Below are 23621 nucleotides of genomic sequence, written 5' to 3'. Positions count from 1 at the left end.
TTTCATTTCAAGAGGGAGATAGTCTGGCGGAGGTGCAAAACCTGAACCTCACATGAACGCCGCCTTCCGGCTGCGTTCAAGTGGCTTGGCGCATTGTCTTTCCAACGTCAGCGCGGTGCTGACCGAGCCGTCAGGAGAGACCAGATGTTCATGACCGTTTCCAAATTGTCCGCCCCGATCGCCGGCGCCCTTCTGCTGGCAACCATCGGTTATGCCGGTGCAGCCCCCGCGATGCCGCAAGCCGCCAATCTCAAGTTTCAACCAGCTCCGTCCGAACTGATTGTCGAGGTCGATCACCGCGGGAAGAACGGCCGCAACGGTCATCGCCGTCATGGCTGGGACAATGGCTGGGGGTACCATGAAATGGGACCGCGCCAGATTCGCCGCAGTCTGCGCCATCGGGGCTTCCACAAGATCCGCATTCTCGACCGCCGCGGCCCGATGTATATCGTGAAGGCCCGTGCCTGGGGTGGGCAGAAATTCCGGCTGGTCGTTGATAGCCGTACAGCGCAGATCGTGCGCAGCCGCCCGCTCGGCGGCGGTCACCGTCACGGACCGTATTGGCAGGGCCGTTGGTACTAGGTTGCTTTTTCACGGACTTTTCAGGACCGGTTCCAAAACGGAGCCGGCCTGAAGCTGTTGTTCGGTGGTAGCGGGGCGGCTATCAGTATGAGACACTAGCGACTGCAAGAATTCGCGGTATCAGCTGATTCGGGATATCCGCCGGTCCTCTTGCCTGGAGCGAGACAGGTACCCGATTGAAAAAGAAAAAATCTGCAGACCCCGGCAAAGAAAAACGCGCCTCGCTGATTGGACTGGCCGACAACCCGGTGCCCGATGGGGCTCAGTGCGGCTTTGTGACCACACCCGATCGCATCAGTATCCGCTACGCCCATTGGCCGGCGGGCGGGACGCGGCGCAAGGGTACCGTCACCTTGCTGCAGGGGCGCGCGGAATTCATCGAGAAGTATTTCGAGGTCATCCAGGACCTGCGCGATCGGGGATTTGCCGTGGTTGCCTTCGACTGGCGGGGGCAGGGTGGATCCCAGCGGGTTACCCGCAACCCGAGGCGGGGACATGTCTCGAATTTCAGAAAGTTCCGCATCGATCTCAGAACGGTTCTGAAGGAAGTGTCCCTGGCCACCTATCCGGGACCGCATTTCGCATTGGCCCATTCGACCGGTGCTCTTGTCCTGCTGTCCGACACCGAGCGGCTCAGAACCATGCTGGACCGGGCGGTCCTGACGGCGCCGTTGCTCGGCCTCCCCTCCGGGGCCTGGCTGCCGGGGGCTAGCGGTCTCGGCCGGCGGCTCCTGCGTATTGTCAGCCTTGGCCTTCTTGGCCGGGAACCGTTGAAAGCCAAGGCGCCGAAGACCTCCTGGTTCCTGGAAAAGGTCGGCTTCCGGCTGGCCCGGTTCATGTCATTGATCGGACTTGGCCGGTTGTTCATCCCCGGCGGCAACGGCAAGCTGTTTGTGCCATTTGAGAGCAACCGGCAGACCTCTGACAGGGGCCGGTTCGACCGCTTCAACAAGGTGCTTGAAAAAGCGCCGGAACTGGGTGTCGGTTCGCCGACCTTCGGCTGGCTGTCGGCCATGGGCAGGACTGCGATGGCGCTTCGAAAACGTCAGGCGGGACCGAATATCAAACTTCCCTGCCTGGTGCTGGCAGCCGGAGGTGACCGAATCGTCTCAACGCCGATGATCGAGGACTTTGTCTCCAGAACCAAGTCGGCCGCTTATGTGGAAATTGCCGGGGCAGAGCACGAACTGATGACCGAGCGCGATGTATTCCGCGATCAGTTCTGGGCGGCTTTTGATGCCTTTGTTCCCGGATATGAAGCAGAGCAGGATCTGGACCGCGCGCAGCAGGTCATGCCACGCGCGGCCACACCGCAATGATCAGGTGAGGGCCAGCTCCCGAAGCAGGATCTCGTGCAGTCGTGGATTGCCGGATGCAACGATCTGTCCGCCCTCTGCCGGCGACCCGCCGGTCCAGGTGGTGACAACGCCGCCGGCCCCCTCAATAATCGGTACCAGAGCAACAATGTCGTAAGCCTGAAGGCCGGATTCGATCACGGCATCGCCATGACCGGCAGCAACCATGCAATAGGCGTAGCAATCTGTGCCGTAGCGGGACAGCTGGGCCTGGGTTTCGACACGGTCGAAGGCGGCACGCTCGCTGTTGTTGAAGAGCGCAGGTGTGGTGGTGAAGATGGTGGCGTCCTTCAGGTCTTCGCAGGCCCGGGTCGAGATCCGGTTGGTGCCGAGCGGGCCCCTGTACCAAGCCATGGCGCCGTCGCCACCGAAGCGTTCACCGATATAGGGCTGCACCATCATGCCCAGGCTGGGCCGGCCCTCGGTCTTCAGCCCGATGAGCGTGCCCCAGGTCGGCAGTCCGGTGATAAAGGCGCGCGTGCCGTCAATCGGATCCAGCACCCAGACATGTTCTGCGCCCAGATTTTCCGGGCCGTGTTCCTCGCCGAGGATGCCATGGTCCGGATAGGCCTTGTTGATCAGGTCGCGCATGGCGGTCTCGCCGTTCCTGTCGGCGACTGTTACCGGGTCGAAGCCGGTGTCCCATTTGTTGTCGACCGCAAAGCCCTGCCGGAAATGCGGCATGATCGCGTGGCTGGCCGCATCCGCAAGTCTGTCCAAAAAAGAGGCATAAGCATGGGAGCTGGAAACAGGCTGCGACATCAATATCCTCCGCCGGGCAACACGCCGTCATTGTCAGTTCAGTCTGAAGTGCCGCCTGTATAACCCGTTCTGCAAAAAAATGAATCTGCAAAACCTGATCAGAGCATTTCCCGGTCAGATTGGCTCATTCTGTTTGAGGTCTGGCGAGGTGATCTGCGCGGAGGGGCGGGCAGTCCATAGCGTGGCTATGGACAAGCGGTCCGACAAAGCAGGCGGCCGCCAGACACAAACCCGAAGGGCCGGGCCAGTTTGGTTCAATGCCCGCGGAAGCTATCTCGACCGTGCCGCCAGCACGCTCTTCGTCAGCTTCCTTGACCTTGAACCAAACTGGCTTCGGCAGAAGGCGCCAATCTGACCGGGAAATGCTCTAACTGCTCATACTTTGTTCAGTTTGAGCGTTCATCAGACTTGACGTTTGTGCGGTGCAATGCGAATTTATTGCGGTGCGATACGTTGTATTGCACGCGCCCTCCTTGGGCGTTTCCTCCCTAGACTCGGGCCGCCTCATTTCTTGAGTGCGGCCTTTTTTTATTCGGCAGCGATGGAGTCGGCGGGCAGGGCAGCATCCGGCATGGATGTGAGTTCGCGGGCAAAATCACGTAGATTGTGAAACAGGTCGCCGAAGCCTGCAGAGGGTTCCTGCGTGGCCTCATTCAGATAAAGCCCGCGGTTGATCTCGATCTGAAGGGCATGCAGGCCGCTTGACGGACGGCCGTAATGTTCCGTGATGAAGCCGCCGGCATAGGGTTTGTTGCGGGAAACGCTGTATCCCATGTCTTTCAGGATGGTGCAGGCAAATTCGGTCAGGTCGCTGCTGCAGCTGGTGCCATACCGGTCCCCCAGGATGAAATCCGGGCGCGTATCCGTGGTTTGGCATTTGACGCTGGAGGGCATCGAATGACAATCGATCAGCACCGCATGGCCGAATGTGACATGGGTCTGGGCGAGAAGGCGTCGCAATGTGGAATGATATGGCTTGTAGATTTCCTCGACCCGGCTGAGCGCTTCTTGAACCGGGAGCTTGTGCCGGTAGATCTCGTGATTTTCGCTGACGATGCGGGCGACGGTGCCGAGTCCGCCTGCGACCCGGATCGAGCGCACATTTGCGTAAGTCGGCAGCCGGCCTTCGAACATCTTCGGGTCGAGTTCATAGGGCTCGCGATTCACATCCAGATAGGCGCGGGGGAAATGCGCGCGCAGCAATGGCGCACCGAGCGGCACCACATGGGCGAAGAGATCGTCCACATAGGCATCTTCCGAACGGCGAATGGACTTTTCATCGAGTCGCGAGGATTCCAGGAAGCTCTTTGAATACTGCCGGCCGGAATGGGGCGAGTTGAAGACGAAGGGGATACGCTGATCTGCAGGGCACAGGACATCGAACGCTGGCAGGCCGTTGAAGTCGGCTTCAAAGGGAGCTTTTGATGAGGGCTTCTGATGGTCCGTCAAATTGTTTTTCCCGTTGCCCGCCCGATTTGGCGATCACCCATGGTGCCAAGGAATCAACACACAGTCCACAGTGATGACCTCAAAACCCAAGGAGAACCAATTCTTCCTATCATTCTGTGGAATTCGGGCTATAACCGGCTGAAACACAACCGCCATAGAATAAGGGACCTGGTCGATCAAGATGCCGCGTATCCTGCTTGCCGAAGATGACAATGACATGCGCCGCTTTCTGGCCAAGGCGCTGGAAAATGCCGGTTATGATGTCGTCTCGTTCGATAACGGCAAAAGTGCCTATGAACGTTTGCGCGAAGAGCCGTTCTCGCTGCTCCTGACCGACATCGTGATGCCGGAAATGGACGGGATCGAACTGGCACGGCGGGCGACTGAACTCGATCCGGACCTGAAGGTGATGTTCATCACCGGTTTTGCCGCGGTAGCGCTAAACCCGGAATCGGACGCGCCCAAAGACGCCAAGGTCCTGTCCAAGCCGTTTCATCTCAAGGACCTGGTCCAGGAAGTGGAGCGGATGCTGGCAGCCTGATGGCTACCTGCCGCCAGGGCCGATTGGTGTGCCGGCCCTTGCTGGGGAAATTTTGACGGTTCGGTGAAAAAGGGGGGTTGCACTCCCAGCTGATCCCCGTTATATCGCACTCCACCACGGCGTTGGGGCGCCGGACTACCGAGAAATTCGGGCGTGTAGCTCAGCGGGAGAGCACTTCGTTGACATCGAAGGGGTCACAGGTTCAATCCCTGTCACGCCCACCATTATTGCGCTGATTGAGAGTTCATGAAGCGCGGATTGATCTGAAGACAGGCGCATCAGCTGCTGCTGCTTCCAGGCCGATCCAATCGAAACTGAGCGCCTTTGGCGCTCATTTGGTTTAAAGAAGCAGGGCCCTTAAGGGGGACAGTGATATGAAGATCAAGAATTCGCTTAAAGCGCTCATGACCCGCCACCGCGACAACCGCATGGTTCGCCGTAAAGGCCGTGTCTACATCATCAACAAGAAAAACCCGCGTTTCAAGGCACGCCAGGGCTAAGCTTGTTGCCGTGCCGATTGCGGTGCGTGGGTTGAAAAGTCTTTTGGAAAGAAGCGTCTAGGCGCTTTTCGAGCCGAAGAACCGAGCCCTTGCACCTTCCGTGCACGAACATGTGTCAAATTCCCGGATTGACCGCCGCATGCAGCGACCCATAATCGTTGCATGCGGATTTTTGTGTTTGCCCTTCTCTTTTGTTTTAGCACCTCGCTCGCCGGTGCCCAGCCCGTGCCGGATCTCGGCCCGGAGGCTGCACCGCCGTCTGCGGAGGATTTCAACCCGCTCACCGAAGACCTTCCCGAAGAGGGGGGCAAGGTTGCTGTCGAGGAAGGGGACCCGGACGAGGAGCAGGACAAGCTGGACGAGCTCTTTGCCGATCTGGCAAAAGCCGAAGACCCAAAAGCGGCCGCACGTATCGCCAGAAACATCCAGATCATGTGGATGGAGTCCGGCAGCGCAACGGTTGACGTCCTGATGTCCCGGGCCGGCAAGGCCATCCAGGCGGAAGATCACGCACTGGCGCTGGACCTTCTGGACGTGGTGGTGATCCTGAAACCTTCCTTCGCCGAGGGCTGGAACCGCCGCGCGACGGTGCATTACATGCGCGAGGAGTTCGGCAAGTCGCTTGTCGATATCGAACGCACCCTGGCGCTGGAGCCGCGTCACTGGGGAGCCTTGTCCGGTCTGGCGATCATCCAGCGCCGTCTCGGGTTCGAGGGAGACGCTCTTGCAACCTTCCGCCGGGCCCTTGAGGTCAATCCGGGTCTGGAGAACGCCGTGAAGGCGATCAAGGACCTTGAAAAAGACGCCGAAGGTGAGCCCACCTGACGCCTGCCATCGCTTCAAGCCATTGATGCGCTCTTGATCAGGGGTGCAATGGTGCTATGTCCGCCCTATGACAATCCTGTTCTTTCTGTGTTTTCTGTTCGTGCTGCTGGCTGCCGTCTATACGGTCTTGCGCGTGCACCGCATCCGGGCGCAGTTTGCGCCGGACGGCACCTTTGCAACCATTGACGGTGTTCGCCTTCATTATCATCACTGTCCGGCAGCACCCGGTTGCGGCGGGCGGCCCGTTCTGGTGTTCCTGCACGGTGCCAGCGGCAATGCCTACGACATGAAACTGGCGTTTCAAAACGCCTTTCGGGGCCGGGCCGAGACGCTCTTTGTCGACCGGCCCGGACTGGGGTTTTCGGAGTGCGGATCTGGTGCGCATATCACGCCGGCGGGTCAGGCCGCACTGATTGCGGGGCTCCTGAAGCATCTTGAGATCGAGAACGCATTGGTCGTCGGCCATTCGCTTGCCGGTTCGGTCACGGCAGCGCTCGGGCTTCACGCACCGGAACGGGTCAAGGGTCTCGCATTCCTGGCGCCGGTCAGCCATGTCTGGCCGGGCGGTGTCAACTGGTACTACACGCTTGCGGCACTGCCCATTCTGGGCTGGCTGTTCACCTGGACATTGACACTTCCGGTGGGCGAACGCCTGGCCCCCTCGGCGATGAAAAACGTGTTTCATCCCGATCTCGCGCCGGCAACCTATGCTCAGGACATCCGTTTGCCGCTGTTGTTCCGGCCAGAAAGCTTCCGGGCAAATGCGGCACAGATCTGCAGCATCAAGGAAGCGGTGCGCGTCATGTCACGAGACTACCGGCGCCTGACCCAGCCCGCGTTGATCGTGACCGGGACCGAAGACACGGTTGTCTGGCCGTCAATCCATTGTGAAGGTCTCCTGTCGGATCTGCCGGCAGCCGAAGTCCTGATGCTCGACCGGGCCGGTCATATGCCGCAACACACCCACACGGCCGACATTGTGGCGGGTCTTGAGCGGTTGCTCAGCCGCATGGAGCCGCAAAACGGGACCGCGGACCCGACCACTGAACCAGAGCTGCAATTTGGTCAGGCATGAAAAAGGCGGCTGAAGCCGCCTTGATCGTCTCATCGATTGTGGTGTTTCTAGAAAACGGTGAGCCGGCTATTGCGGTCTCTCGGATATTACTCGCAACCCGTTGCCGTTTGTTGCGCCATTTCGATCAGATCAATGAGTTCTGACCCCGGTTCAACCGATTGAATTCCTAAATGCCGCCCTGACCATCATTGCCGACAAAGGCAATCCGCAACATGTTGGTGGATCCGGGCGTGCCGAACGGAACACCGGCGGTCACGATGATGCGCTGGCCCGGTTTTGCAAAACCTTCGGAGAAGGAAATGCGGCAGGCGCGGTCGATCATGTCTTCCTCGTTGGCCGCATCTTCACTGACGACGCAGTGAAGGCCCCAGCCGAGCGACAGGCGGCGTGCAGTGGCAAGCACCGGCGACAGCACGATGACCGGGCTGGACGGCCGTTCGCGGGACGCCCGGAGACCGGTGGCACCGGATGTCGTGTAGCAGACCACGGCGGCCAGATTGAGCGTTTCGGCAATCTGACGGGCTGCTGCGGAAATCGCATCCGCGCCGGTCGCTTCCGGTTCGGTCCGCTGCGCATAGATGATGGTGCGGTAGTTGTTGTCCTGCTCCACCTGTTGCGCGATCTTGTCCATCGTGGAGACGGCCTCGACCGGGAAGTCGCCGGCAGCCGATTCGGCAGACAACATGACGGCATCGGCGCCCTCGAAGACGGCCGTTGCAACGTCGGAAACCTCGGCGCGGGTCGGCACCGGCGCGGAAATCATGGATTCCAGCATCTGAGTGGCAATCACCACCGGTTTGCCGGCCCGGCGGCAGGCGCGCGTGATGCGTTTCTGCAGACCCGGAACCTGTTCCAGCGGCAGTTCGACACCGAGATCGCCACGGGCGACCATGATGGCATCGGACAGCTCGATGATTTCGTCCAGCCGGCCAATGGCCTGGGGCTTTTCGATCTTGGCCAGCACGCCGGCTCGGCCGCGCGTGATCTTGCGAACTTCGGCAATGTCGTCCGGGCGCTGCACGAAGGAGAGCGCCACCCAGTCGACATTCTGTTCCAGTGCCGCGATCAGGTCCTTGTGGTCCTTTTCGGTCATGGCGCTGGTCTTGATTTCCGAATCGGGAACGCTGACGCCCTTGCGGTCGGAAAGCTTGCCACCGACAACCACTTCCGTGACTGCCTTGGTCTGGTTGGCTTCCTTCACCTTCAGCTGGATCTTGCCGTCGTCGAGCAGCAGCCGGTGACCGGGCTCAAGCGCCTGCAGAATTTCAGGATGCGGCAGGTGAACGCGATTGATATCGCCGCCGGAGGTGTCTGCGTCCAGTGTGAAGGTTGCGCCGTTTTCCAGCATGACCGGACCTTCGGCAAAGGTGCCCACACGCAGTTTCGGTCCCTGCAGATCAGCCAGAATGCCGATCGGCCGTCCCAGATTCTCTTCAACAGAACGGATGCGTTGCACAAGCATCTTCAGACGATCATGATCCGTATGGCTCATGTTGATGCGGAACACGTCCGCACCTGAGCGATACAGTTTTTCGATGATGTCTTGTTCTGAGGAAGAGGGTCCGAGAGTTGCCAGTATCTTGACTCGTCGGTTACGCCTCATCGCCCACCTGTCCCCTGTTGCACGGGCTCGGTCAGCTGGACCGTCCAGCTGCTCTGTTCGCCCGTGTCGATTTCAAAGAAGCCTGTCCGCTCAAACCCGCGAGCTACACAGTCCTCAATTCCGCGAATGGTGAATTCTTTTTCCCGGGTGCACATGAAGGCCCGGCCACCCCATTCGCCGAATTGGTCGTAATCAACTGCGTAGATGTAATAGTATCGTGACACCAATGCGCCCGGCACCAGCGTCTCGCAGGAATTGGAAGCGAGGTTCCACCAGCCTTCAGTGACCCAATCGGTCTTGTCCTTGTAGCCAATTGCAACGCCGACCTGGCTGTCAGTCTTGTTGCACAGGCGCAGATCGGCCCTGGCGTCGTCGCTGAAGGCGGAAAGAAGCAGCACGGAGAGGATTCCGGCAAAGGCAGCTTTTGTAGGCGCGCTCATGCGTGCCCGAAACCAGCCCTGGTACCGTTCCCCAACCTTTAACATATGCAGTCGTTCACTTTGCTGCTTCACAGACATTCGCTTTTTGCGTGGACAAGGGGGACTTGTCAACGTCGTTAACGGGATCCGGAAGCTTTCGCCCAAACTTGTTTCCCAAACCGCCCGTTCATTTAGCCCAAATGGACGGCCCCACCTCCTATGTTGCCAGAAATGGGGCGGGAACATGGCCGAACCGCCTCAGAATGAATTTCGCTGTCAATAAAGCGTATACAATGGAGTGACCTCCTTGGCAAAACTACCTGTGTTTAAATGGCAGACTTTTTTGCCAAATTGGAAAACTCTTCGCGCTGCGGCCAATGTGAACGAATTGGGTCTTGGTTCACAACACGGTTTGACGTAAACCTGACCGCCTGCATATCGCAGGCCGCACAAATTTCCACGAAGAAAGAAATGATAGAAACTGCAGCCGCCTCTGGCGTGGCGTTTGAGCCAACCGAATATATTAACGGCAACGCGGACAGCGGCCTCTTGCTCCTGTGTGATCACGCCCGCAACACGGTGCCACCGGGATATGGTGACCTGGGCGTGCCGGCGGACCAGTTCGAACGTCATATCGGCTATGATATCGGCGCCAGGGCGGTAACAGTCGAACTTGCGCAGCGGCTCAGTGCTCCGGCCTGCCTGACCACTTTTTCCCGCCTTCTGATCGATCCCAACCGCGGCGACGATGACCCGACCCTGATCATGCGCCTGTCGGATGGCGCGGTCGTTCCGGGCAATGCACGGGTGGATTCAGCAGAGCGCGCCCACCGGATCGCGACATTTCACAAGCCTTACCACGATCTGATCGACCAGACGCTGGACGTCATGATCGCCAAGGCGCCGCCGCCGGTTATTGTGTCCATTCACAGTTTCACACCGGTCTGGCGCGGCGTGCCGCGGCCATGGCACGTGACGGTGCTGTGGGACAGCGATCCGCGCGCCGTGCGGCCAATGCTGGACGGACTGAGGGCTCAGCAGGACCTTGTTGTGGGCGACAACGAGCCATATGACGGCGCTCTCAAAAACGACACAATGTACCGGCACGCATCGCGCCGAGGGCTCGCGCATGTGCTTCTGGAACTGCGCCAGGATCTTATTGCAGATCAGCCGGGCGCCATGGAGTGGGCGGACCGCCTGGAGCCAATTCTGAAAACTATTGCCAGCAATCTGGAGTGCCGGCGTATTCAGCATTTCAAGTCGCGCAGCGACACGGAGTGAGCGTTCTTCGGGAACGTCGACCGGAGACCAAGGAGATCTGGGCCATGGATGAACAAACCAAACTGGAACTGGAAGCCGCTGTATTCCGCCGGCTCGTGGACCACCTGCGCGGCCGCACGGACGTGCAGAATATCGACATGATGAATCTGGCGGGCTTTTGCCGCAACTGCCTGTCCAACTGGTATCAGGACGCTGCAGTTGAAAAGGGCCTTGAGCTCGACAAGGCGGGGGCCCGGGAGATCGTTTACGGCATGCCTTATGACGACTGGAAGAACAAATACCAGACTGAGGCCAGTGCCGAACAGAAGGCGGCGTTTGAAAAGAACAAACCGCAGCATTGAGGCCTTTCTCCGGCGCTGTTGCGTCTGGAGCGAAAAGAAATCCCTAACCTCTGTGGCTCTTTGCAGAGCCGCGCAATCCGACAGCGAAGAAGCAAGAACAAGGAGATCTTGAAAACATGTCCGATCCGGGTGGAGTGGCAGCCGATCAGCTGCGGGCATTCGTAGAGCGCATCGAGCGCCTGGAAGAAGAAAAAAAGGTCATTGCCGACGACATCAAGGATGTCTACGCGGAAGCCAAGGGTAACGGCTATGACGTGAAGATCCTGCGCAAGGTGGTCAGCCTGCGCAAGAAACAGCCGCATGAGCGCGAAGAAGAAGAGGCCGTTCTGGACCTTTACATGCACGCGCTCGGCATGGCCGGCCCGGCAATGCCGGAAGGCTAGGGCGAGCAGAAGCGGACAGCAAAAGAGCGGCTTTCGGGCCGCTCTTTTTTGTTGGTCTGAAGGATCCGACTGCGTTAGCGGGCGAACCGGACCGGAAGCACGATCACGGCCGGACCACCGTCGAAACGGTCCGTGCGCAAACCCCCATTCGGACTGGTGTTGAAGCTTGCCGCGACGAAGCGGTTGCCCGGCTTCATGACGTTTTTCAAGGCGCGCTGGTTGGGATGGCTCAGCCAGGCGAATGTCTTGTGGCGGGTGGTGCCGACACCGGACAGAAGTGTCGGCTCGGATTTGTCCGGCAAGCTTGCAAATCCGGCGAGCGGATCGACGATCTGGTCACGCGGAATGCGACCAGAGACGGTCGGTCGGGCGGACGTACCTGCTGCGGCGCCGGCACTTGCCGTTGTCGCAGGCCGCTGTTGAGGGCTTACGGACGGACGCAGCGAGCGGCTCAGGCTGGGCGGCGTCGCTGTTGCCGACGCGTAGGCCAGCGTTGTGCCGGCGCGTGGTGCGGGAACAGGCGAGGGCACGGCAGTGCCGGTCGCGGCTGCAATGGCTGCCACCGGATCGTCCGCCGGTGACGCCTGGGGAACCGGAACGCCTCCGGTCTGTCCGAGAGTTGCTGCAGCAATCTGCGCAGCTTCGCTCAGGCCCGCATTGGGCTTCTGGGCAGGGGCACGCGCCACCTGAAAGCGGCTGTCGAGCGTCTGCTTCGGCAGGGCCGGTTGTCCGGATTCCAGGGCAACGCGCTGTGCGTCAAGCGTGTTGGGAGCAGGTGTAGGGGCCGGAGCGACGGCAGGAGCAGCACTCGCAACAATGATCGGGGTCTCTTCCTGTGGCTTGAGCGTGGGGGGCGCACTGGCCACAAGGGTCGGTTCCGCAGCAGGCGTTTCCGGCTCCTCGGCCAGCACCTTGCGGCCTGGAACAGGAGGGTTCTCGATGACCGGAGACACTCTTGCCGTCAGGTTTGCCGGCGGCTGATTGCCAACGGCGCCGGGGCGCTGTGTGTCACGGTCGTTGCTCTGGCCACCACCGAACAGGCTGGCGAAAAGATTGCCGCCGCCAGAGGAATTCGACTCGCGCGACGCCGTTGCCGTTGCCGTTGCCGGGGCGGGCAAGGGTTTGCCAGGATTGGTCAGGTTCTGGTTGCGCGTGCTGGGCGTGGAGCGACTGTTCGAAGCGACAATTGTCGGCCGGGAGTTGCGCGATTTCTTGGACTTGCTTTCGGCAAGAGCAACTTTGTAGCCGCTCATAGGCTTGCCGTCCCGCGGAATGTGCAGGGTCTTGCCGTTCGGGAAAACCTTGGCCAGCTGCGACCGGCTCATCTTCGGCCAGTGGCGGACGCTGCCGGTATCCATATGCACAAATGGTGAGCCTGAACGCGGGTAGTAGCCGACACCGCCAACCTGCTTGCGCAGGCCCGTGGCCCTGAGTTTGGCCAGATTGACACCTGGAATGTAGAAGTCCATTGCCTTGCCGAGCGTGTGCTGGCTGTTCTTGGCGACGCCGCGCGAGCGCTTGCGCAACATGTTGTTGGTCGCCGGCGAACGGTAGCTCGAGACGACGTGAATGTAGTCCCGCGCGCCGACTTTCCGGTAGACTTCCCAGACGAGATCCAGAAGTTCCGGATCCATTTTGATGATTTCGTTCCGGCGCCAGTCGCGCAGGAAGCGGTTGGCTTCGCGCAGACCTTCGGGAATATAGCGACCGTTTCTCTTGAAGGTGATCGAGACACGCTCTTTGGTATGCGTGTTGTACAGCTTGAGCGTGCGGGTCTCAGCCTGAGCCGCTGCTGTCAGGCAGAACGACGCAACCGCAAGCGCGCCCATTGCTGCCAGGCCACGCTTCAGCCATCCGACGGCGTCGAAATCAACTAACCGTTTACGCAATCTCTATCTCGCCGTTTTCGAGGGCTTTCACCCATCCCGTGCTCCCCAGCAGGAGATATATCCTAGCCGGCGCAAGTTAAGAAGTTTTTACCCTAAATTCGCTTGCATGATAATCGTGGCAGAAATGCAACGATGCAAGTCAAAGAGGGTACTTTCAACCAACGCGCTGGATATCCGCAGATTGCGTCAAAAAATGGTCCAAATCCAGTGGCGTCGCCATGATTTGCCTCAATTGCCCTGGTTGACGCACAGGAGCGCCGGATGGCGCGGTCCGGCAGCATGGCGCCGACCACTCGGTGCTGTGTCTTGCTGGATAAAATTCGGAGTGCCGGATCAGGCGGCGTTTTCCTTGCCGCCCTCCTCAAGCCCGTATTCCTTGAGCTTGCGATAAAGTGTGGACCGGCCAATGCCAAGACGCTTGGCGACTTCGGTCATCCGCCCTGAATAGTGATTGATGGCTGCACGAATCAGTTCTTCCTCGATGTCGGTCAGTTTGCGCACATGTCCTTCCTGATCGAGATTGCGCATGAAACCGAAGGGGGCTGCTCCCTCAAAACCTGTTTGTGACGGCGGTGGCGGGGGCGTCGGTGCCGGTGCAGTCGCGACCGGAACACCGGGGGACATGGCTGGTGCCGCGGCCGGCGTCTCTGCGATCGCCGGTGCTGGGGTGGGGGACACTGACACAGGCTGCTCGGTGGCGGCCGCGATCTGCGGGAAGTCATTGACGGTCAGCTGCGCGCCATCGCACAGAACCACGGCGCGGAAGACGGCGTTTTCAAGCTGCCGAATGTTTCCGGGCCAGTGATATGTCTGCAGCATGGCCAGCGTATCCGGCGTGACGCCGGCCACTTGCGGCTTGCCTTCTTCCGCGGCAAAACGGGCCAGGAAATGACGGGTCAGGGCCGGAATGTCTTCGCGCCGGTCGCGCAGTGGGGGGATCCAGATCGGGAACACGTTGAGCCGGTAATAGAGGTCTTCCCGGAAAACACCTTCCTTTACCTGATCGATCAGGCGGCGGTTGGTGGCGGAAATCAGGCGGAAATCCACCTTGACGGGGCGACGTGCCCCGATCGGGTCGATTTCATTTTCCTGGATCGCGCGCAACAGTTTGACCTGAACTTCCTGCGGCAATTCGCCGACCTCGTCGAGAAACAGCGTGCCGCCATGGGCTTCCTGGAATTTGCCGACATGTTTGTCGACCGCACCGGTAAAGGCGCCCTTCTCGTGGCCGAACAGGATCGATTCGACCAGATTGTCAGGAATGGCGCCGCAATTGACCGTCACGAGCGGCTTGGATTTGCGGTCGCTCGAGCCCTGAATGGCGCTGGCAATCATTTCCTTGCCGACGCCGCTCTCGCCCTCGATCAGGATCGGAATGTTGGAGGCGGCGGCCCGCTTGCCCAGATCGATGACCCGTTCCATGGCCGCCGAATGCGTGATGATGTCGCTGAAGGTCAGCGTGCCTGAGGCCTTGCTGCGGATGCGCGTGATCTCGCCTTCCAGAGCCGAGGTCTTCAGAAGATTGCGAATCGATACGTTGAGCCGTTCCGGAGCGACCGGTTTGACGGCAAAATCCTGTGCCCCGGCGTTCATGACACTGACCACGGTGTCGATGCCGCCATGGGCGGTCTGCACGATCACCGGAGTGGCAATCTTGTCGCCGCGCAACCGCTCCAGAACACCAAGACCGTCGAGCTCCGGCATGACCATGTCGAGAATGATCAGATCGATCTCGCTGGCTTCGGGACCCGTCATGATGCGCACGGCTTCCGCCCCGTTCTCCGCGGTTTTCGACCGGTAGCCGAACTTCTTCACCGCCTCCTGCAACAGTCTGCGCTGGATCGGATCATCGTCAACAATCAGAATCTTGCCGCTCAGTGCCTGCATTTTTGGTTCACTGTCCCGAATTGTCTCGTTTCGAGCCATTCTGGTCGCACTTGAGTAAACAAATCGTCCAAGCGGGGGCAAAAAAGTTTATAGAGATTGATTGCAGCAGCGGCTTTCTCCGGCCTACTAATTCCAAAACCGCTACATGCCGGCCAAGGGGCCGGTCTCCGGCTATCAGAGAAGAACAGCTTCATGACGAAACCCGTTTTTGCCCCCCAGTCTTCCGCCGCCAAAGATCTCGGCAACCTGCCGGAGTGGGATCTGACGGATCTTTACCCCGCCGTCGATTCGCCTGAAGTTGCAGCCGACCTGAAGGAAATCCTGGAGCGGGCCAAGACGTTCGAAGCATCCTACAAGGGACGCCTTGCCCAGCTTGCCACCGAGAACGTGTCCGCTCTGGTCACCGCCATCCGGGCTTATGAGGACCTGGAAGACGTCATGGGCCGGCTGATTTCCTTTGCCGGGCTGATCTATGCGGAAAACACCGTGCGGCCGGAATCGCAGAAATTCTACGGTGATGTGCAGGAGCAGATCACGACCGCCAGCACGCATCTCCTGTTTTTCACGCTGGAGATGAACACGGTCGAGGACGACGTCATCGAAGCGGCGCTGAAGGACCCTCACTTCGGCCACTACCGACCGTGGATCGAGGATCTGAGAAAAGGCAAGCCCTACCAGCTGGAAGACCGGGTCGAGCAGCTGTTTCACGAAAAATCCGTGACCGGATCAAGTGCCTGGAACCGGCTTTTCGATGAGACCATGGCCTCGCTCACCTATGACGTGGACGGGGAGCTGCTGACCATCGAGCCGACGCTCAATCTGCTCGTTGATCCTGACGCTGAAAAACGCCGCAAGGCCGCTGGTGCGCTGACAAAGACCTTTTCGGATAATCTCAGCACCTTCACGCTGATCACCAACACACTGGCCAAGGACAAGGAAATCTCCGACCGCTGGCGGAACTTTTCCGACATTGCCGACAGCCGGCACCTGTCCAATCGGGTCGAGCGGGAAGTGGTTGATGCGCTGGTGGCCGCCGTGCGCGACGCCTATCCGCGTCTGTCGCACCGGTACTACAAGCTCAAGGCCAAGTGGCTGGGCATGGACCAGCTCAACACCTGGGACCGGAACGCACCGCTGCCGGATGCCGATACGCGCGTCATTCCCTGGACGGAAGCGAAGGAAACGGTGCTCAACGCCTATTCAAGTTTCTCTCCGGACATGGCGGAGATCGCGGCGCGGTTTTTCGACAAGGGCTGGATCGATGCGCCCGCCCGTTCCGGCAAGGCGCCGGGCGCATTTGCGCATCCGACCGTCCCGAGCGCACATCCTTACGTGCTTCTGAATTATCAGGGCAAGATCCGCGATGTGATGACGCTGGCGCATGAACTGGGCCATGGGGTGCACCAGGTTCTGGCCGCACCCAACGGACCGCTGATGGCGCCGACGCCCTTGACGCTTGCGGAAACTGCCAGCGTCTTCGGCGAAATGCTGACCTTCAAGTCGCTGCTTGCCACGGCGGACAATCCGCAGACCCGCAAGATCATGCTCGCGTCCAAGGCGGAGGACATGATCAACACGGTGGTGCGGCAGATCGCCTTCTACACCTTTGAACGCAAGGTCCATACAGAACGGCGCAATGGCGAACTGACCGCGGACAAGATCGGTGAGCTTTGGCTGTCTGTTCAGGGCGAGAGCCTGGGACCGGCCATCAAGCTGAACGAGGGCTACGAAACCTTCTGGACCTATATTCCGCATTTCATCCATTCGCCGTTCTATGTCTATGCCTATGCTTTTGGTGACTGCCTGGTGAACTCGCTTTATGCGGTCTACGAGGACGCGGAAGCCGGCTTCCAGCAGAAGTATTTCGACCTTCTGAAAGCTGGTGGCACCAAACACCACTCGGAGCTGCTCGCTCCGTTTGGCCTCAGCGCATCCGACCCGGACTTCTGGAAGAAAGGTCTGTCGGTGATTGAAGGCCTGATCGACGAGCTGGAAGCCCTGGAACAGGCATAAGACGCGGGATCGTGCGTTGATGTCCGAAGATGCCGTGTTTCGCCACACGCCTTATGACGGTACGAGTCAGCCCTTCACGGTCGGCCTGAAGCCGGTCGACGAAGAGGACTGGCTGGACGTCGATTCCGGCCTGGCGCGGCAGCTTGCCGAGAAGGAACGTCTTTTCAAAGAGGCGCGCGACGCGGTCTTTCGGGCGGAACCGCAAACCGAAGCGGCTCAAAGGGAAGTGCTTGATCTGGTGCTCGCCCATCTTCAAAGGCACTGCGGAACTAGTCACCAAGTTGACGGGGATGTCGTCACGCTCACCGACACCGGACGGCGGGTTCTTCTCAATAAGAAGCCCGATCTTCTGACCGCCGCGCGTCTTGTTCAGGAGGATCTGGTTCTGATGCGTCCTGGTCCGGACGGATACAGGCTGGTGGCCGCCGCCCTGTGTTTTCCTTCCTCCTGGTCTCTGGCGGAAAAATTCGGACTGTCGATGACCGGTATTCATGAAAGCGTGCCGGGCTTCAACGGCAGCCGTATGGGGCAGATGGTGGCGCGGATCTTCGACAATCTGAAAACGGGTCAGGTGCTTTGCCGGTTCAACTGGTCGGTCTATCCCGACGGAGAGCTGCACCATCCCGAACCGCGCCAGATCCAGTTGGCAACCGCTGAAAATGCCCTGGCGCGCCTGTTCCTGCGCGTTGAACGGCAGACCCTGATACGCTTGGCGGGATCGGGAGACATCCTGTTCACGATCAGGATCCATCATGATCCGTTGGCCGTTCTGGAGCGCCAGCCCGACAGACGGGAGATTGCCGAAGGTTTGCGAGGACAATTGCTGGCGCTGGATCCGGCCCAGCTGGCCTATAAGGGGCTGGTCGCCACGCGGGACGGGTTGGCAGACGCCTTGGCGGCGGTCTCGGACTAGGTGCGGCACCACGGCGGCTGGTCCGGCTGGACGTCCGCACCGTAATGCTTATCTAGAGTGATGACATCGACATCGGTCCGACGGGAGCAGGTTCATTCATGGCAGACAGCAAAGACCGCGAAAGCAACCGCTTCAGCGCCCGCATGGGGCGCTATGCCAGGGTCGGTACCAACATGGGCGGGATCGCGGCCAAGGTCGCCGGTGCACGGCTGTTCGGCATGGAGCTGGACAATGCCAAGAATGCTGCTGAGCTCGCAGAAGCGCTTGGTGGTCTGAAAGGACCGCTGATGAAAGTGGCCCAGCTTCTGTCGACCATCCCTGATGCATTGCCGCCGGAATACACCACGGAACTTGCAAAACTCCAGGCAAGTGCCCCGCCCATGGGCTGGGCGTTTGTCAAACGGCGCATGCGCGCCGAACTCGGAGCGGACTGGCAGAAAAGGTTCGAGGAGTTCGGCCGGGAGCCGGCTGCTGCGGCATCGCTCGGCCAGGTGCATCGCGCGACGGCGCATGACGGCCGGGTGCTGGCCTGCAAGCTGCAATATCCGGACATGGCGTCGGCCGTCGAAGCGGATCTGAAACAGCTTCAGATGCTGTTCTCGCTGCACCGGCGCATGAGCCCTGCCATCGACACACGCGAGATTGCCAAGGAGATCAGCGCGCGGGTGCGCGAGGAGCTCGACTATGGCCGCGAGGCAGCTCATATCGCGCTTTATCAGCAGATCCTGAAAGATGCCGAGCAAATCCGCGTGCCCGAGGTGGTGCATGACCTGTCGACCAAGCGGCTTCTGACCATGGGCTGGTTGACGGGAAAGCCGTTGCTCGACTTCAAGGAGCACAGCCAGGAGGACCGCAATCTTCTGGCACGGACCATGTTTCATGCCTGGTGGCACCCGTTCAGCCATTTTGGCGTGATCCACGGCGACCCGCATCTTGGCAACTACACGGTGTTTGAAACCGGCGGAGCGCCGGCGGGCATCAACCTGCTCGATTATGGCTGTATCCGGATCTTCCCCGAAGCCTTCGTGGAAGGTGTGGTCGAGCTTTACCGGGGACTTCTGGAAGAGGACAACGACCGGGTTGTCGCAGCCTATGAACGCTGGGGCTTCAAGGACCTGAAGAAGGAGATCATCGAGGTCCTGAACATTTGGGCGCGGTTCATCTACGGGCCGCTGCTGAGCGACCGGGTGCGTTCGATTGCAGATGGTGTCTCGGCCGCCGAATATGGCCGCAAGGAAGCCTTCCGGGTGCATTCGGCCCTGAAGGAGCTCGGGCCGGTCACGGTGCCGCAGGAATTTGTCTTCATGGATCGGGCCGCCATCGGCCTTGGCGGGGTGTTCCTGCATTTGCGGGCCGAACTGAATTTCTTTCAGCTGTTCAACGAACAGATCGACGGGTTTGACGCACAGGTGGTGCGCAACCGGCAGGACAATGCCATGCAGGCCGCCGGGCTCGCCACTGCCTCCAACGCCGCATGACCCGGTGCTGGTGAAGCAGTCCTGCCAATAAATCCGCGCTTCCGAGGCGACAATCTTTGCCGGCTGCCAAAAAGTCGCGTTTTTTGAAGCTGAAACTTCCTTTCAGATGATTGCCCAATGGGCGCGCTTTATTGTAAGAAGGCTGCCGACTTACGAATTTTTCTGGGGGACTTCATGTCTGACGATAACGCGCCCGCAATGGACTATGCCGCTCACGAAGCGACCTATGAGGGGTTCATCAACTTCTCCAAGGTCGGCACAGTTGCCGTTTTGACCATTGTCGTGTGCCTGATCATGTTCGGTTTCGGCGGCACCGCAGCCGTTGTGTTCGGCTGGCTGATGCTGTTCGCAATGCTGGTTTCTTCCGCCATCGGCCTGGCACTTGGTGCTTCCGGCTGGATCCCGCCTACGGTTGTTTTCGGTCTGACCTGCGTTCTCGCCGTCCTGACCGTCTGACATCCCCGTTTCTTCGGCTTTTCCGAAGGTCTAGGCGCGGCGCAAGCCGCGCCTTTTGTTTTGTCTGAACGCAATGTGCTTTAAGAGCATCGTCCATGTCACAGCCAGTGCCCGCGCAATTTGTCTATGATCCTCCGCTGGAGCCGTATCTCACGGTTCTGTACGCGGATGACGATCTGCTGGTGATCGACAAACCAAGCGGGCTCTTGAGCGTACCGGGCAAGGCGCCGGAACATGCCGATTGCATCGAGCGGCGGGCCCGGGAAACCTATCCGGAGGCGCGCATCGTCCACCGGCTGGACATGGATACGTCCGGCGTGATGGTCCTGGCGATGAATGCCGCGGCGCACCGGCATCTCGGATTGCAGTTTGAGCGGCGCAAGACGTCGAAAACCTATCTTGCCGAGATCTGGGGGCAGCCGGACGCGGAGGAGGGAGAAATCGACCTTCCGCTCATTTGCGACTGGCCGAATCGACCCAAACAGATGGTGAGCCAGGAGTTCGGAAAACCTGCCTTGACCCGCTGGCGGGTAATCTCACGCGGAGAGCGTTCGACACGTGTGAGGTTGTTTCCGCATACCGGCCGGTCACATCAGCTCAGGGTGCACATGTTGGCACTGGGGCATCCGATCCTCGGTGATCGGTTTTATGCGGACGGGGAGGCGCTTGCGGCCTGCGAGAGGCTGGCGCTTCATGCGGAAAGCCTGGAACTGCATCATCCGACCGGTGGTGACCGGATCCTTTTTCAGGCCGCTTGCCCGTTTTGAGCGGAAGCTGATCAGCCGCGGTTAAGGCGGCTGAGACCGTCGCGGGCGACCTGGTTGGAATTGTCCAGTGTCATGGCGCGGGTGAAGTTGCGGCGCGCGTCGGTGGTCTTGCCGAGCTGTTCCAGCGCGAGGCCCCGGTTGGCCCAGGCAACGGACGAATCCCGGTCCAGATTGACGGCCATCGAAAGATCGGAGAACGCGGCATTCGGGTCGTTCACGGCGAGATAGGAAATGCCGCGGGCAATATAGGGCGCGCTGGCTTTCGGATTGAGACCGATCGCGGTGGCGAAATCCTCGATTGCTTGCTGGTTCTGGTTCTGTGCTTGATAGATCAGGCCGCGATTGTAGAAAGCACGGGCATCTGAACTGTCGCGGGCGATGACGGAGTTGAAATCGGCCAGCGCGGCGCTGTAATTGCCCTGCTGCCGGTAGATGTTGCCGCGGCCGACATAAGCCACGTCATAGTCCGGCTTGATGTTGATGGCGCGGGTGTAATCCGACACCGCTTCCTGGGTGCGGCCCATGCGGCGGTAGACCAGGGCGCGGTTGGCGTAGGTCTGGTAGGACTGCGGGTTCAGCTGCAGGGCGCGGTTGAAGTCTTCAACGGCATTGTCCAGCTTGCCGGCCTGGCCATAGGCAATGCCGCGCGTGCTGTAGGCGGTCGCATCGGACGGATTGGCCTCGATCACCGCACTCAAGGAGGCGATGTTGGTCGCCGAGCCGGCCGACGTGTTGACCGGAACGTCGTTATAGACACCTGACGTGTTGCAGGCAGCCAGAAGGGTTGCCAGGCTGAGCAATGCGGCGTGGGGCAGGAACTTGCGCATGCGGCACATGTGATCTCTTATCGTCAAGTGAATAAACATGCCGTTCATGTGCCTCCAATTGGGCGGTAATGTGGCTGTTACCGCGGCACGCCACTCAGTTTAAAGCCTTCGTTGCAAAACGCCAAAAAGCCGACCGGGACGCGGTCGGCCTTACGGCAATCTTGTCGAAAGTGGCGTTTGTTGCCGCCAGGCGCACTCAAGCCGACTTAACGGCGAGCGGATTTGCCCGGCAGAAGGCCTTCGCGCTGTGCCCGCTTGCGAGCCAGCTTGCGCGCGCGGCGAATGGCTTCAGCCTTTTCACGCGCCTTCTTTTCAGACGGCTTTTCAAAGTGACCGCGAAGTTTCATTTCACGGAAGATGCCTTCGCGCTGCATCTTTTTCTTCAGCGCCTTCAGCGCTTGATCGACATTGTTGTCGCGAACCAGAACCTGCACGCGTTTTTTCCCATTTTCGATGCGCCGCGGCCAATCCGCAGCCAGTATGGACTTTGAGTTTAGCGAGGTCTGGCCAGCTTTGGTGCGACTGCTCCGAGGCACGCAGTCAACGCTCACCGATACGATCGATGTACCGAGCATTCACATGTGTACAGGAACCTGATCGCCGCTGACGCGTCGCTCACTATTGGCGGGCTACATACCAGAGCAATCTGGCCGTGTCCACAGCCATTCGCAAAGAAACATGCTCAAACGGCCCGCCAAACCGGGGTGCTTTCGCGATCCATGGCGTGAGAAGAGGTGTGGACTTCGGTGCTTAGGGGGATTAGAGGTGGAAGTCTCACCCGCCAGACCAATCATGATTATAAAGTTGCGGGTTTGCCCACATTTTGGAGGAAACGATGGCGCAGAACGCGTCAAGGGTGCCCGATTCGGAGCAGCAAACTTCGCTTTGGCGCAGTGATATTCTGCCAACCCTCTCGCTTGGCCTGCCGCTTGCCGGAGCGCAGTTGGCGCAGATGGCAATCAACACGACCGACGTTCTGATGATCGGTCGGTTGGGTGCAGAGGAATTGGCTGCAAGCGTGCTGGCATTCAATTTCTACATGCTGTTGTGGTTTTTCGGCATGGGCGTGCTGCAGGCGGTGATCCCGCTGGCCGCTCGGGCGCGCGGTCAGCGCAAGCCGCGTGACTTGCGCCGAGCCGTGCGCATGGGCTTCTGGATCTCCGTGCTGTTCTGTCTTCCTGTCTGGGTCGTTCTTTTCTTTGTAGAGCCGATCCTGAACGAGCTTGGCCAGGAACCGGAACTGGCCGAACTGGCCAGGATCTACATGCGCTATCTGCAATGGACGATGTTGCCGGCGCTCCTGATCATGGCCATTCGCGGTTTTCTCACCGTCATGGAAAAGACGCAGGTCGTGCTCTGGGCGACGATCGCAGGTGCCGTGGTCAACGCGATCCTGGACTACCTCCTGATATTCGGGCATTTCGGCTTTCCCCGGCTGGAGCTGGTCGGTGCGGGCATTGCCTCCGTATTCAGCGCGACAACGACCTGCCTGTTCCTGTTTGCCTATACACTGCTGCATCCGAGGTTGCGCCGGTACAATATTCTGGGCCGCATCTGGCGCTCCGACTGGCCGGTCTTTTTCCAGATCGTCCGGATGGGGACACCAATTGGGTTCACGATCATTGCCGAGGGCTCTCTGTTTGCCGCCTCTGCCATCATGATCGGATGGCTTGGAACGCTGCCGCTCGCCGGGCACGGAATTGCTCTGCAAATCGCTTCGATCACATTCATGGTTCCGGTTGGTCTCTCGGTCGCCGCCATGACGCGCGTCAGTCTTGCGGCCGGCCGGGGAGATCATGCCGGCGTCGGCCGAGCCGGTTGGACCTCGCTGGCCGTGACGGTGTTGTTCATGGGCTGTTTTGCAATCCTGTTCTGGACGTTTCCGGAAACCCTGGTCGGTTTTTATCTCGACCTGGACGACCCGGACGCCCAGGACGTCCTGGCCTATGGCGTGTCGTTCCTGCTGGTGGCCGCGCTTTTCCAGCTGGCAGATGGTGGCCAGATCATTGGTGTGAGCAACCTGCGCGGACTGGGCGATACCACCATCCCGCTCTTCTACGCCTTGTTCGGCTACTGGGTGGTCGGCATCAGCCTGTCGCTCGGCCTGGGCTTTCTGGCCGGTTGGGGCGGTGTTGGCGTCTGGGTGGGGCTGGCTGGCGGGCTGGCGTCGGTCGCGGTTCTTGCCAACCTTCGTTTTTCGCGCAGGGAAAAGCTTGGTCTTGTGCGAGGCTGAGTGATCAACCGGTCAAGGCTGTTCGCTCATGTCAGGTCGACC

23 protein-coding genes and 1 tRNA gene are annotated in these 23621 nt (G+C 59.9%); 16 read left to right on the top strand and 8 right to left on the bottom strand.

Annotation, left to right across the window (positions count from 1 at the left end; genetic code table 11):
- The first annotated feature begins 144 nt into the window (after nt 1-144).
- Nucleotides 145-582 carry a hypothetical protein gene (locus ACO6TG_RS11655; protein WP_422378323.1) on the top strand — a complete coding sequence of 146 codons (438 nt, stop codon included), beginning with the start codon at nt 145-147 and terminating at the stop codon, nt 580-582.
- A gap of 176 nt (nt 583-758) precedes the next feature.
- Nucleotides 759-1901 (top strand): alpha/beta fold hydrolase, encoded by a 1143-nt coding sequence (locus ACO6TG_RS11650; protein ID WP_422378322.1) that lies wholly within the window; start codon nt 759-761, stop codon nt 1899-1901.
- Here ACO6TG_RS11650 and hisN read toward each other — a convergent pair whose 3' ends face one another.
- Together hisN and ACO6TG_RS11640 are read right to left on the bottom strand one after the other, a co-directional pair.
- Complete coding sequence (gene hisN, locus ACO6TG_RS11645; protein WP_422378321.1) at nt 1902-2699, bottom strand: histidinol-phosphatase; 798 nt, start codon at nt 2697-2699, stop codon at nt 1902-1904. It lies immediately after the preceding gene.
- Between the two features lie 528 nt (nt 2700-3227).
- A complete protein-coding gene (locus ACO6TG_RS11640) occupies nt 3228-4091 on the bottom strand; it encodes an N-formylglutamate amidohydrolase (RefSeq protein WP_247646299.1) in 864 nt (287 codons plus the stop codon).
- A 238-nt stretch (nt 4092-4329) separates the two neighbouring features.
- On the opposite strand from ACO6TG_RS11640, the gene cpdR reads away from it, so the two are divergent.
- The 5 genes from cpdR (at nt 4330) to ACO6TG_RS11615 (ending at nt 7089) form a co-directional block, all read left to right on the top strand.
- Nucleotides 4330-4689 carry a cell cycle two-component system response regulator CpdR gene (cpdR, locus tag ACO6TG_RS11635; protein WP_068409675.1) on the top strand — a complete coding sequence of 120 codons (360 nt, stop codon included), beginning with the start codon at nt 4330-4332 and terminating at the stop codon, nt 4687-4689.
- 149 nt (nt 4690-4838) lie between these two features.
- Nucleotides 4839-4913, top strand: a tRNA-Val gene (locus tag ACO6TG_RS11630).
- Nucleotides 4914-5063: 150 nt separating this feature from the next.
- Entirely contained in the window at nt 5064-5189 is a 126-nt protein-coding gene (gene ykgO, locus ACO6TG_RS11625) for a type B 50S ribosomal protein L36 (RefSeq protein ID WP_006932207.1), read from the top strand.
- A 162-nt stretch (nt 5190-5351) separates the two neighbouring features.
- Nucleotides 5352-6014 (top strand): tetratricopeptide repeat protein, encoded by a 663-nt coding sequence (locus ACO6TG_RS11620; protein ID WP_422378320.1) that lies wholly within the window; start codon nt 5352-5354, stop codon nt 6012-6014.
- A 67-nt stretch (nt 6015-6081) separates the two neighbouring features.
- Nucleotides 6082-7089: an alpha/beta fold hydrolase gene (locus ACO6TG_RS11615; protein ID WP_422378319.1), complete on the top strand. Its 1008-nt coding sequence runs from the start codon at nt 6082-6084 to the stop codon at nt 7087-7089.
- Between the two features lie 166 nt (nt 7090-7255).
- On the opposite strand, the gene pyk is transcribed toward ACO6TG_RS11615, so the two are convergent.
- Both pyk and ACO6TG_RS11605 read right to left on the bottom strand, forming a co-directional pair.
- Nucleotides 7256-8692, bottom strand: a complete 1437-nt coding sequence (pyk, locus tag ACO6TG_RS11610; RefSeq protein WP_422378318.1) for a pyruvate kinase — start codon at nt 8690-8692, stop codon at nt 7256-7258.
- Nucleotides 8689-9132: a DUF1036 domain-containing protein gene (locus ACO6TG_RS11605; protein WP_422378317.1), complete on the bottom strand. Its 444-nt coding sequence runs from the start codon at nt 9130-9132 to the stop codon at nt 8689-8691. Before ACO6TG_RS11605 ends, pyk begins: the two co-directional genes overlap by 4 nt.
- A 450-nt stretch (nt 9133-9582) precedes the next feature.
- Between ACO6TG_RS11605 and ACO6TG_RS11600 the strand changes: the two genes are divergently transcribed.
- The 3 genes from ACO6TG_RS11600 to ACO6TG_RS11590 all read left to right on the top strand — a co-directional run bounded on the left by ACO6TG_RS11600 (nt 9583) and on the right by ACO6TG_RS11590 (nt 11116).
- The gene (locus ACO6TG_RS11600; RefSeq protein ID WP_422378316.1) at nt 9583-10392 is read left to right on the top strand and encodes an N-formylglutamate amidohydrolase; all 810 of its coding nucleotides are present in this window, start codon (nt 9583-9585) and stop codon (nt 10390-10392) included.
- Between the two features lie 44 nt (nt 10393-10436).
- Nucleotides 10437-10733, top strand: coding sequence for a DUF1244 domain-containing protein (locus tag ACO6TG_RS11595; protein ID WP_422378315.1), 297 nt, complete (start codon nt 10437-10439; stop codon nt 10731-10733).
- A 116-nt stretch (nt 10734-10849) separates the two neighbouring features.
- On the top strand, nt 10850-11116 hold the full coding sequence (locus ACO6TG_RS11590; protein ID WP_094072519.1) for a DUF2312 domain-containing protein: 267 nt from the start codon (nt 10850-10852) through the stop codon (nt 11114-11116).
- A gap of 74 nt (nt 11117-11190) precedes the next feature.
- Here the strand turns inward: ACO6TG_RS11590 and ACO6TG_RS11585 are convergent, their stop codons facing one another.
- Together ACO6TG_RS11585 and ACO6TG_RS11580 are read right to left on the bottom strand one after the other, a co-directional pair.
- Complete coding sequence (locus ACO6TG_RS11585) at nt 11191-12945, bottom strand: DUF882 domain-containing protein (protein WP_422378868.1); 1755 nt, start codon at nt 12943-12945, stop codon at nt 11191-11193.
- A 393-nt stretch (nt 12946-13338) separates the two neighbouring features.
- Nucleotides 13339-14892, bottom strand: a complete 1554-nt coding sequence (locus tag ACO6TG_RS11580; RefSeq protein WP_422378314.1) for a sigma-54-dependent transcriptional regulator — start codon at nt 14890-14892, stop codon at nt 13339-13341.
- A 192-nt stretch (nt 14893-15084) separates the two neighbouring features.
- Here ACO6TG_RS11580 and ACO6TG_RS11575 point away from each other — a divergent pair, with 192 nt between their 5' ends.
- From ACO6TG_RS11575 to ACO6TG_RS11555, 5 genes are all read left to right on the top strand, one after another.
- Complete coding sequence (locus ACO6TG_RS11575) at nt 15085-16905, top strand: M3 family oligoendopeptidase (RefSeq protein ID WP_422378313.1); 1821 nt, start codon at nt 15085-15087, stop codon at nt 16903-16905.
- A 19-nt stretch (nt 16906-16924) separates the two neighbouring features.
- Entirely contained in the window at nt 16925-17818 is an 894-nt protein-coding gene (locus tag ACO6TG_RS11570) for a heme-dependent oxidative N-demethylase family protein (RefSeq protein ID WP_422378312.1), read from the top strand.
- A gap of 98 nt (nt 17819-17916) precedes the next feature.
- Nucleotides 17917-19296 (top strand): ABC1 kinase family protein, encoded by a 1380-nt coding sequence (locus tag ACO6TG_RS11565; RefSeq protein WP_422378311.1) that lies wholly within the window; start codon nt 17917-17919, stop codon nt 19294-19296.
- Between the two features lie 174 nt (nt 19297-19470).
- Nucleotides 19471-19752, top strand: coding sequence for an aa3-type cytochrome c oxidase subunit IV (locus ACO6TG_RS11560; protein WP_422378310.1), 282 nt, complete (start codon nt 19471-19473; stop codon nt 19750-19752).
- A gap of 95 nt (nt 19753-19847) precedes the next feature.
- The gene (locus ACO6TG_RS11555; protein WP_422378309.1) at nt 19848-20519 is read left to right on the top strand and encodes an RluA family pseudouridine synthase; all 672 of its coding nucleotides are present in this window, start codon (nt 19848-19850) and stop codon (nt 20517-20519) included.
- Nucleotides 20520-20530: 11 nt separating this feature from the next.
- On the opposite strand, the gene ACO6TG_RS11550 is transcribed toward ACO6TG_RS11555, so the two are convergent.
- Both ACO6TG_RS11550 and rpsU read right to left on the bottom strand, forming a co-directional pair.
- Nucleotides 20531-21394 (bottom strand): tetratricopeptide repeat protein, encoded by an 864-nt coding sequence (locus ACO6TG_RS11550; protein WP_422378308.1) that lies wholly within the window; start codon nt 21392-21394, stop codon nt 20531-20533.
- 158 nt (nt 21395-21552) lie between these two features.
- Nucleotides 21553-21780 (bottom strand): 30S ribosomal protein S21, encoded by a 228-nt coding sequence (rpsU, locus tag ACO6TG_RS11545; protein ID WP_008188883.1) that lies wholly within the window; start codon nt 21778-21780, stop codon nt 21553-21555.
- A 401-nt stretch (nt 21781-22181) separates the two neighbouring features.
- Between rpsU and ACO6TG_RS11540 the strand changes: the two genes are divergently transcribed.
- Complete coding sequence (locus ACO6TG_RS11540; protein ID WP_422378307.1) at nt 22182-23579, top strand: MATE family efflux transporter; 1398 nt, start codon at nt 22182-22184, stop codon at nt 23577-23579.
- The last annotated feature ends 42 nt before the right edge of the window (nt 23580-23621 follow it).

Origin of the sequence: Roseibium sp., from assembly GCF_965233565.1 — a bacterium.
Classification (GTDB): Bacteria; Pseudomonadota; Alphaproteobacteria; order Rhizobiales; family Stappiaceae; genus Roseibium.
This window is presented reverse-complemented; position numbering and strand designations above follow the sequence as displayed.

Coding starts and splice junctions, on each gene's coding strand:
- pyk (WP_422378318.1), bottom strand. CDS start 8,692: ATGAGGCGTAACCGACGAGTCAAGATACTGGCAACTCTCGGACCCTCT.
- ACO6TG_RS11605 (WP_422378317.1), bottom strand. CDS start 9,132: ATGAGCGCGCCTACAAAAGCTGCCTTTGCCGGAATCCTCTCCGTGCTG.
- ACO6TG_RS11565 (WP_422378311.1), top strand. CDS start 17,917: ATGGCAGACAGCAAAGACCGCGAAAGCAACCGCTTCAGCGCCCGCATG.
- ykgO (WP_006932207.1), top strand. CDS start 5,064: ATGAAGATCAAGAATTCGCTTAAAGCGCTCATGACCCGCCACCGCGAC.
- ACO6TG_RS11580 (WP_422378314.1), bottom strand. CDS start 14,892: ATGCAGGCACTGAGCGGCAAGATTCTGATTGTTGACGATGATCCGATC.
- ACO6TG_RS11570 (WP_422378312.1), top strand. CDS start 16,925: ATGTCCGAAGATGCCGTGTTTCGCCACACGCCTTATGACGGTACGAGT.
- hisN (WP_422378321.1), bottom strand. CDS start 2,699: ATGTCGCAGCCTGTTTCCAGCTCCCATGCTTATGCCTCTTTTTTGGAC.
- ACO6TG_RS11555 (WP_422378309.1), top strand. CDS start 19,848: ATGTCACAGCCAGTGCCCGCGCAATTTGTCTATGATCCTCCGCTGGAG.
- ACO6TG_RS11595 (WP_422378315.1), top strand. CDS start 10,437: ATGGATGAACAAACCAAACTGGAACTGGAAGCCGCTGTATTCCGCCGG.
- ACO6TG_RS11585 (WP_422378868.1), bottom strand. CDS start 12,945: ATGGGCGCGCTTGCGGTTGCGTCGTTCTGCCTGACAGCAGCGGCTCAG.
- ACO6TG_RS11600 (WP_422378316.1), top strand. CDS start 9,583: ATGATAGAAACTGCAGCCGCCTCTGGCGTGGCGTTTGAGCCAACCGAA.
- ACO6TG_RS11575 (WP_422378313.1), top strand. CDS start 15,085: ATGACGAAACCCGTTTTTGCCCCCCAGTCTTCCGCCGCCAAAGATCTC.
- ACO6TG_RS11550 (WP_422378308.1), bottom strand. CDS start 21,394: ATGAACGGCATGTTTATTCACTTGACGATAAGAGATCACATGTGCCGC.
- ACO6TG_RS11620 (WP_422378320.1), top strand. CDS start 5,352: ATGCGGATTTTTGTGTTTGCCCTTCTCTTTTGTTTTAGCACCTCGCTC.
- ACO6TG_RS11590 (WP_094072519.1), top strand. CDS start 10,850: ATGTCCGATCCGGGTGGAGTGGCAGCCGATCAGCTGCGGGCATTCGTA.
- ACO6TG_RS11560 (WP_422378310.1), top strand. CDS start 19,471: ATGTCTGACGATAACGCGCCCGCAATGGACTATGCCGCTCACGAAGCG.
- ACO6TG_RS11655 (WP_422378323.1), top strand. CDS start 145: ATGTTCATGACCGTTTCCAAATTGTCCGCCCCGATCGCCGGCGCCCTT.
- cpdR (WP_068409675.1), top strand. CDS start 4,330: ATGCCGCGTATCCTGCTTGCCGAAGATGACAATGACATGCGCCGCTTT.
- ACO6TG_RS11615 (WP_422378319.1), top strand. CDS start 6,082: ATGACAATCCTGTTCTTTCTGTGTTTTCTGTTCGTGCTGCTGGCTGCC.
- ACO6TG_RS11540 (WP_422378307.1), top strand. CDS start 22,182: ATGGCGCAGAACGCGTCAAGGGTGCCCGATTCGGAGCAGCAAACTTCG.